Origin of the sequence: Streptomyces sp. DvalAA-14 (genome assembly GCF_900091855.1) — a bacterium.
Taxonomy (GTDB): Bacteria; Actinomycetota; Actinomycetes; order Streptomycetales; family Streptomycetaceae; genus Actinacidiphila.
Genome location: NZ_FMCH01000264.1, coordinates 1 through 7,954 on the forward strand (window position 1 = coordinate 1; position 7,954 = coordinate 7,954).

6 protein-coding genes and 2 pseudogenes are annotated in these 7,954 nt (G+C 72.4%); 5 read left to right on the forward strand and 3 right to left on the reverse strand.

What is annotated here, in order from left to right:
- The 4 genes and pseudogenes from GA0115240_RS13535 to GA0115240_RS13550 all read left to right on the forward strand — a co-directional run.
- A partial coding sequence (locus tag GA0115240_RS13535) for a nuclear transport factor 2 family protein (RefSeq protein WP_093736927.1) occupies positions 1-585 on the forward strand: 585 nt, incomplete at its 5' end.
- Positions 586-681: 96 nt separating this feature from the next.
- A pseudogene (locus tag GA0115240_RS13540) lies at positions 682-1,330 on the forward strand (nuclear transport factor 2 family protein).
- 26 nt (positions 1,331-1,356) lie between these two features.
- On the forward strand, positions 1,357-2,136 hold the full coding sequence (locus GA0115240_RS13545; RefSeq protein ID WP_093736928.1) for a hypothetical protein: 780 nt from the start codon (positions 1,357-1,359) through the stop codon (positions 2,134-2,136).
- Between the two features lie 127 nt (positions 2,137-2,263).
- On the forward strand, positions 2,264-3,625 hold the full coding sequence (locus GA0115240_RS13550; RefSeq protein ID WP_093736929.1) for a glutamine synthetase family protein: 1,362 nt from the start codon (positions 2,264-2,266) through the stop codon (positions 3,623-3,625).
- Positions 3,626-3,734: 109 nt separating this feature from the next.
- Here the strand turns inward: GA0115240_RS13550 and GA0115240_RS13555 are convergent, their stop codons facing one another.
- The 3 genes from GA0115240_RS13555 to GA0115240_RS13565 are packed head-to-tail and all read right to left on the reverse strand — an operon-like array spanning position 3,735 to position 6,968.
- Positions 3,735-4,757: a TolB family protein gene (locus tag GA0115240_RS13555; RefSeq protein WP_093736932.1), complete on the reverse strand. Its 1,023-nt coding sequence runs from the start codon at positions 4,755-4,757 to the stop codon at positions 3,735-3,737.
- A 23-nt stretch (positions 4,758-4,780) separates the two neighbouring features.
- Complete coding sequence (locus tag GA0115240_RS13560) at positions 4,781-6,082, reverse strand: MFS transporter (protein ID WP_093736930.1); 1,302 nt, start codon at positions 6,080-6,082, stop codon at positions 4,781-4,783.
- A gap of 4 nt (positions 6,083-6,086) precedes the next feature.
- A complete protein-coding gene (locus tag GA0115240_RS13565) occupies positions 6,087-6,968 on the reverse strand; it encodes an alkaline phosphatase family protein (protein WP_093736931.1) in 882 nt (293 codons plus the stop codon).
- 279 nt (positions 6,969-7,247) lie between these two features.
- Here GA0115240_RS13565 and GA0115240_RS13570 point away from each other — a divergent pair.
- Positions 7,248-7,954 (forward strand): annotated as a pseudogene (locus tag GA0115240_RS13570) (bifunctional glutamine-synthetase adenylyltransferase/deadenyltransferase); the annotation flags it as partial.

Genomic DNA, 7,954 nt, shown 5'->3' on the forward strand with positions numbered 1-7,954 from the left:
GAGGAGACGGCGCGGGTCGGAGGGGATCCCGGGGCGCCGCACGCCTCGTTCCGGCGCCGCCGGTTCGTCCGGCCGCGCGCTCGGCCGCGCGGCCGGCGCCGGCTGGCGGCCGCCGCCGTCATCGCGCTGCTGCTGCTCGCGTCCGGCGGATTCCGTTACGAGAGCCACTCGTTGCGGGACCCGGGAGCCACCGGCAACCGCGCGCTCACCGACACGGGCGCCACCGACCAGGTGATCGGTGACGTGAGCGACGCGCTCAGCCGGATCTTCGCCTACGCCCCGGACGACACCCAGTCCACCGCCCAAGCCGCCCACGACCTGCTCGACGGCGCCGCCGCCACCCAGTACCAGAAGCTGTTCGCCCAGGTCCGCACCCAGGTCGCGGCCCAGCAACTCACTCTGACCACCCGGGTGGTCCGGGCCGGCGTCGTCACGCTCACCGCGGACCGTGCCCGGCTGCTGGTCTTCCTCGACCAGACCGCACAGCGGGCCGGCGCCACCGCCACCAGCGCGGCGGCGCAGCTTTCGGTGACCGCCCGCCTGGAGAACGGCCGCTGGCGCATCACCGATATGAAGTCCCGCTAGGAGGATGGGGAGTTGGCACGTATGCCGTTCACAACCGCAGCACGTCGTTCGGCGGAGCCGGTGGCGTCGCCGGAGGAGGTGCGGCCGGGGAAGCCGATGGAACCGGGGGAGCCGATCGACCCGATCGACCCGGCGGAGACGGGGGAGCCCGGAGGGCCCGGGGACACCGCCCCCGGGCGCGAACGGCGGGCGTCCCGGGCCCCGCGCCGCCCGCTGCTCGCGGTGGCCCTCGCCCTCGCCCTGGCCGCGGCCTGCGCGGCGGCCTGGACCGGCTGGTCCTGGTACGGCGCCTCGCACGACGACGACGCGGCCTTCGCCAGTACCCGCGACACCGTGCTGGCGGCCGGCGAGCAGGCCGTCCAGAACATGAACACCCTCGACCACAACGACCTCGACCACGGGATGGACATCTGGGAGTCCAGTACCACCGGGGATCGTGCACACCCAACTCGTTCAGGGCCGGGCCGACTTCGAGAAGCAGGTGCAGCAGGCGCAGACGGTGAGCACCGCCAAGGTGCTGTCCGGCGCGCTCACCGAACTGGACGCCAGGACGGGCAGGGCGAGCGTGATGGTCGCGCTGCGGATCACCGTGCAGGCGCCCAAGGCCCAGCCGTCGGTCAAGGAGAGCCGGCTGCTCGGCGAACTCACCCGCACGCCGGCCGGCTGGAAGCTCAGCGCGCTCGGCGAGGCGCCGATGGGCGACAGCGCCACCGCCTCCCCGTCCCCGACCGCCTCCCAGCAGTAGCGCTACGCGAGAGGACCGCCGCAGCCATGTCGTCGTCCACCACCCGTCACCTGATCAACCGGCAGCGCAGACTCGCCGCCGCCGCTGCGGCGCCGGCCCCGGCGACCCGTACCGCCGCCGCGCCCGCCTCGGCCCGCCTCACCGATCCCAGCGCCGCTCCGGACCCCACCACCCCGGCCGCTCCCGAACCAGCTCCCGAACCCGGTCCCGAATCTGGTCCGGAGCCCGCTCCCGCCCCCGCATCCGCCGCCCCCGCCCGCCGGCGCCGGTTCCCGCGCGGGGCCGTGCCCATCGCCGCGCTCGCGCTGCTCACCGTGCTGCTCGGCGGCTTCGCCGCCTGGGCGTCCGGCAAGGCGTCCGCACTGCGCGACACATCGGCCGCCCACAACACCGCACTGACCGACACGGCCCGCACCAGCGAGGTCAAAGGCACCGTCGCCCAGGACGTGAACACGGTTTTCTCCTACGACTACGCCGACCCGGCCCGTACCGACGACGCCGCCCGGCGGATGCTGACCGGCAAGGCCGTCCAGCAGTACGCCACCCTGATCGCCCAGGTGAAGGCCCAGGCCGCGGCCCGGAAGCTGGTCCTCACCACGACCGTGACCGACACCGGCGTGGAGATGATCGACGGCGACCGGGCCCGGGTGCTGGTCTTCGCCGACCAGCGCAACACCAGCACCGCCGCGGCGGCCGGGAAGAACCCGGGCGACGACGGCACGACGGTGGCGGCGGCGATGTTCGCGGTGGACGCCGTACGGCAGGACAGCACCTGGAAGATCGCCACCATCGACACCTTCGGCTGAGCCGCACCGGCGTGCACTATGGGGAGTGAGTGGTATCTGCAACGCACCCGAAACGGTGTGGTGCAATGCTCCTGATCCCCGTTGCCGCCCGCGCCGGGGACCGCCTGACCGGCAAGGATGGATGGTTATGGACAAGCAGCAGGAGTTCGTCCTCCGCACCCTGGAGGAGCGGGACATCCGCTTCGTACGGCTGTGGTTCACCGACGTACTCGGCTATTTGAAGTCGGTCGCGGTCGCCCCCGCGGAGCTCGAGCAAGCCTTCGACGAGGGCATCGGCTTCGACGGCTCCGCCATCGAGGGGTTCGCCCGGGTGTACGAGTCCGACATGATCGCCAAGCCGGATCCGGCGACTTTCCAGGTGCTGCCCTGGCGTGCCGAGGCCCCCGGCACCGCCCGGATGTTCTGCGACATCCTGATGCCCGACGGTTCCCCCTCCTACGCCGACCCGCGCTACGTCCTCAAGCGCGCGCTGGCCAAGGTCTCCGATCTCGGCTTCACCTTCTACACCCACCCCGAGATCGAGTTCTACCTGCTGAAGGACAAGCCGCTGGACGGCGGCCGGCCCACCCCGGCCGACAATTCCGGTTACTTCGACCACACCCCGCAGAACGTCGGCATGGACTTCCGCCGTACCGCCATCACCATGCTGGAGTCGATGGGCATCTCGGTGGAGTTCTCCCACCACGAGGGCGCCCCCGGCCAGCAGGAGATCGACCTGCGCTACGCCGACGCGCTGTCCACCGCCGACAACATCATGACCTTCCGGCTGGTGATGAAGCAGGTCGCGCTGGAGCAGGGCGTGCACGCCACCTTCATGCCCAAGCCCTTCTCCGAGTTCCCCGGCTCCGGGATGCACTCCCACCTGTCCCTCTTCGAGGGCGACCGCAACGCCTTCTACGAGTCCGGCTCGGAGTTCCAGCTCTCCAAGGTCGGCCGCTCCTTCATCGCGGGCCTGCTCCGGCACGCGGGGGAGATCTCCGCGGTCACCAACCAGTGGGTCAACTCCTACAAGCGCGTGTGGGGCGGCTCCCAGCGCACCGCGGGCGCCGGCGGCGAAGCCCCCTCGTACATCTGCTGGGGCCACAACAACCGCTCCGCCCTCATCCGGGTCCCCATGTACAAGCCCGGCAAGACCGGCTCCACCCGCGTGGAGGTCCGCTCCATCGACTCCGGCGCCAACCCCTACCTCGCCTACGCCGTCCTGCTGGCCGCGGGCATGAAGGGCATCCAGGACGGCTACGAACTCCCGCCGGGCGCCGACGACGACGTCTGGGCGCTGACCGACGCCGAACGCCGCGCCCTCGGCATCGAGCCGCTCCCCCAGAACCTCGGCGAGGCCATCGACCTCATGCAGCGCAGCGAACTGGTCGCCGAAACCCTCGGCGAGCACGTCTTCGACTTCTTTTTGCGCAACAAGAAGCAGGAATGGGAGGAGTACCGCTCCGAGGTCACCGCCTTCGAGCTCCGCAAGAACCTGCCGAACCTGTAGGCGGGGCGGCGCGGGCCGCCGCTCCGGCGGGTGGACGACGAGGCTCCGGGCCGGCGCGGTGGTGCTGGTCGGCCCGGGCGGCGGGGGGCGGCGGCGGACGCCGGGGGCGTCAGGGCAGGTAGGCCGGGGCCAGGGCGGAGGGGGTCAGGAGGTGGGGGGCGCCGGAGCCGTCGGCGGGGACGGTGTAGAGGTCGGAGCCGTAGTCGCCGGGGAGCGAGTAGACCAGGGTGTTGTCGTCGGACCAGATGGCCTGGTCGTCGACGTTGCGGGTCTCGGCGGTGGGGTGGTCGCGCAGGGTGGACAGGTCCAGGACGTACAGCCGCCAGGGGGCGTCGGGGGACAGGCCCGGGACGCGTTTTTTGAAGGCGATGCGGGTGCCGTCGGGGGACAGGGACGGGCACTCGACGTTGGTGCGCACGGTGGTGGCGGTCCGGGTGGAGACCTGGCCGCGGATCAGATAGGTCTTTCCGCCGGTGGCCAGGGTGGCGTAGAAGTGGTCGTCGTCGATGAAGGTGACACCCCAGAAGTTCACGTCCGCCGCGTGGATCACCTTGCCGTCGCGGGTCACGGTGTAGTCCTCCAGGGTGGACTGCAGGGCCCCGGTGCGGGTGTCGAGGATGGAGGCGCGGGTGGAGAAGTTGGTGCCGGCGTAGGAGTCGCCGCCGACGAAGACCGTCCAGGCGACCATCCGGCCGCTGGGGGAGACGCGGGCCCGGGTGGGGATGCCGGCCAGGTCCACCTGGCGGGTCTCGTGCAGCCGGGAGTCCAGGACGATCGCCCGGTAGCTGTCGTTGACCGCGCCGCGCTCGGCCTGCAGGCAGATCCCGGTGCCGCCGGCCGCGTAGAAGCGCAGGCACTTGATGCCGGAGGCGGTGCGCGGGCCGTTCGGGTCGGCGGCGGGGACGCTCGCCAACTCGTCGCGGTGCGGGCCCCACACCATGGAGCGGAAGACGATCTGCCGGGGAGCGTCCGGGGCGAGCGAGACCGGGCCCGCGTGCACCGCCGGCCCGCCCGCCTGGACCTGGTTCTTGCGGTCGGCCCGGTCGGCCGCGCGCCAGACGGCCACCCCGGCCACGCAGGCCAGCACCACCACGCAGGCCAGCAGCACCATCAGCTTGCTCCGGGTGGTCATCGCCGCGGCCGGCGACAGCTCGGTCATACCGCCTCCTGGGGAAGATCGGCGGGCCCCCGCGCAGGACGCAGCCCGACCGAGAGGGACACGCTCACCAGCAGCGCCACCGCCGCCCCGGCCAGCGCCGAGCGGTCGCCCCACGCCGTCCAGGCCGCGCCGAAGGCCAGCGAGCAGAAGAAGCGGGCGCCGGCCTGCCCGGTCTGCACCAGCGCCAGCCCGCTGGACCGCAGGGCCGCCGGTACGGAACCTGTCGCCGCCGCCATCAGCACCCCGTCGGTGGCCGCGTAGAAGGCGCCGTGCAGCGCCAGTACCGCGTACGGCAGCAGGCCGGAGTGCACCCGGGTGAGCAGCAGCGCGTACGCGCCCAGCAGTGCCACGTGCCCGCCGACGAAGACCTGCCAGCGGCCGATCCGGTCCGCCCAGCGGCCCAGCGGGACCGCCAGCAGCAGGAAGGCGGCCGCGGTGCCCAGCGGCAGCAGCGCGAACCACCGGTCGGGCACCCCGAAGCGCCGCTGGAGCATCAGGTAGACGAAGGAGTCGCTGACGGTGGCCAGGCCCAGGGCCACCGCGCACAGCGAGAGGTTCCGCAGCTCGCGCCGGCCCAGCAGCGCCACCGCGGCGCGCAGCGAGGGACGGTCGGCGTCCTGGGGGGCCGGCCCCAGCTCCGCCGCCCGGGAGGGGACGAACAGCAGCAGGACGACCACGCCGATCATCGCCACGCAGAAGCTGACCGTGAACACCGCGTCGTAGCCCTCGGCCGCCTGCCGCAGGATCAGGAAGGCGACCAGCGGGCCCAGCAGCGCCCCCGTGGTGTCCATCGCCCGGTGTACCCCGAACGCCCGGCCACGGTTCTCCGGCGAGGAAGACAGCGAGATCATCGCGTCCCGGGGCGCGGTCCGCAGCCCCTTGCCGGTGCGGTCCAGGGCCAGCACCGCGCCGATCAGCGGCAGGGTGTGCGCGAGCAGCAGCAGCGGCTTGCACAGGGCGGACAGGCCGTAGCCGAAGGCCGCCACCGGCTTGTGCCGCCCGCCTCGGTCGGCGAGGTGGCCGCCGACCAGCCGGACCAGCGCGCTGAAGCCGTTGTAGACGCCGTCGAGCAGACCGAAGCCGAGCGGGGACAGGCCCAGCCCGGTGACCAGGTAGAGGGGCAGCACCGCGGTCACCATCTCCGACGAGACGTCGGTGATCAGGCTGACCGCGCCCAGCGCGAAGACGGTGCCGGTGACCGCCTTGGTGACCGGCACGACCGACCGCCCGGGGAATCTGCCCCGGGCGGTCGGCGCGGTCACCGCGGGCGTGCTGCCGCGGCTGTCGCTGACGTACATTCCGTCAGTTCCAGATACCGGTGATGTCCGAGGCCGACGCGGCCTGGCCGGCGTGCGTGGAGGTGCCCACCAGGTCTTCCAGGGTGCGCAGCAGGTTGTAGTGGTTGTAGGTGGTGCCGTTGGAGCTGCCCGCCTTGACCGGCTGGCCGTACAGGACGGTCGGGATGCGGTTGCCGCTTTGCGAGTTGTCCTCGTCGAAGGTGACGACGAGCAGGCTGTTGTGGGTCTTCGCCCAGGTGGCGTACGCGCTGAGGTTGTTCTTGATCCAGGTGTCACCGGAGGCGACCGAGCAGTCGTGCATGTCGCTGCACAGGTTCGGGGTGACGAAGGCCATCTTCGGCAGCGTGGTGTAGTCGGTGGGGAACTGCGCGAAGGTCTTCGCGGAGGAGGCCGGCACGTTGCTGAAGCCGAACCAGGGGTTGTGCTTCTGGGCGTAGTTGCCGCTGGTGCAGACGGTGGAGCCCTGGCTGGGCAGGGTCTCGTTGTAGCTGCCCCACGTCTTGCCGGCGGCGGTCACCTCGGAGCCGAGGTTGGCGGCCGAGCTGAAGCCGATCTTGACGCACGCGTCGGAGGTGATGCCCTGGGTGGAGCCGGAGAACAGGGCGTAGTAGTTCGGCTGGCTCGGGTGCGTGATGCCGTGGTTCTGGGTCAGGTTGGCGCCGCCGGTGGCGAGCGAGTTGATGTAGGGGGCGCTGGAGCTGCCGATGACCTGGCTGTAGGCGTGGTTCTCCATGACGACCACCAGTGTGTGGTCGGGCGTCGGCACGGCGCCGGCCGCCTGCGCGTTGCCGCCGAGGCCGACCCACAGGCCGGCAGAAGCGGCGACGAGGCCGACGGCGGACAGGACTGCGGTGCGACTGCGGCGGGGCAGGGTCCACCCGGGCACGGGTTACCTCCGGTACGGAAAGCGCGGAAACGGGGGTGTGCGGTGAGCATGCCAAAAGTAGGGTTCCGCTCCCCGGCGCGGGAGATCGTCCCGGGTGAACGCTGAACGAACGTTCCCGGTATCCGGCTGTTGGCGATGAGCGGGGCACACACCAGGGAGCGGGCGTTACGCTCGGGCGGAATGCTTGATCACGCCGAGCGGCCGGCCACGCCAGGGTCGACCGACGCGGCGCCCGATCACGCCAGCGCTTGACCACGCCGGGAACCGCCGGGAGGGCTGATGCAGGGACGCCGCAGCAGTACGTTCAGCAGGCTGCTGCGGCACGGCTTCACCGATCCGGGCGCCGCCGAGCGCCTGTTGGAGGCCGAGGTGCTCAGCGGGGTGCGCGCCGACCCCGTACTGCTGGACGCGCTGGCGGCCACCGCCGACCCCGATCAGGCGCTGCGCGGGCTGGTCCGGCTGACCGAGGCGCTGGAGCCGGGGGAGCGGCGGGCCCTGCTGGACACCCTCGTCACCGGCAAACCGCTGCGGGACCGGCTGCTCGGCGTGCTGGGCGCGTCGGAGGCGCTCGGCGACCACTTGGCCCGCCACCCCGCCGACTGGCACGCCCTGGTCACCTACGAGTCCGCCGACCTGCGGGCCGGCGTCCGGGAGTTCGAGCGCGGGCTGGCCGCCGCCGACACCCCCGACAAGCTGCGCGCCGCCTACCGCCGCTGCCTGCTCGGGGTGGCCGCCCGGGACGTGTGCGGGACCAGCGACCTGGTGCGTACCGCCGCGGAGTTGGCCGACCTCGCCACCGCCACCTTGCGCGCGGCCCTGTCGATCGCCGCCGCGGAGCAGCCGGCGGACGCCGCCGCCTGCCGGCTCGCCGTGATCGCCATGGGGAAGGCCGGCGGCCACGAGCTGAACTACGTCTCCGACGTGGACGTCATCTTCGTCGCCGAGCCGCCGCTGCCGGCCGGTGCGGCCGGTGCGACAGGAGCGAC

Bases quoted from the DNA above. Each gene is read 5' to 3' on its own strand.
- GA0115240_RS13545 (WP_093736928.1), top strand. From the start codon at position 1,357: ATGTCGTCGTCCACCACCCGTCACCTGATCAACCGGCAGCGCAGACTC.
- GA0115240_RS13550 (WP_093736929.1), top strand. From the start codon at position 2,264: ATGGACAAGCAGCAGGAGTTCGTCCTCCGCACCCTGGAGGAGCGGGAC.
- GA0115240_RS13555 (WP_093736932.1), bottom strand. From the start codon at position 4,757: ATGACCACCCGGAGCAAGCTGATGGTGCTGCTGGCCTGCGTGGTGGTG.
- GA0115240_RS13560 (WP_093736930.1), bottom strand. From the start codon at position 6,082: ATGTACGTCAGCGACAGCCGCGGCAGCACGCCCGCGGTGACCGCGCCG.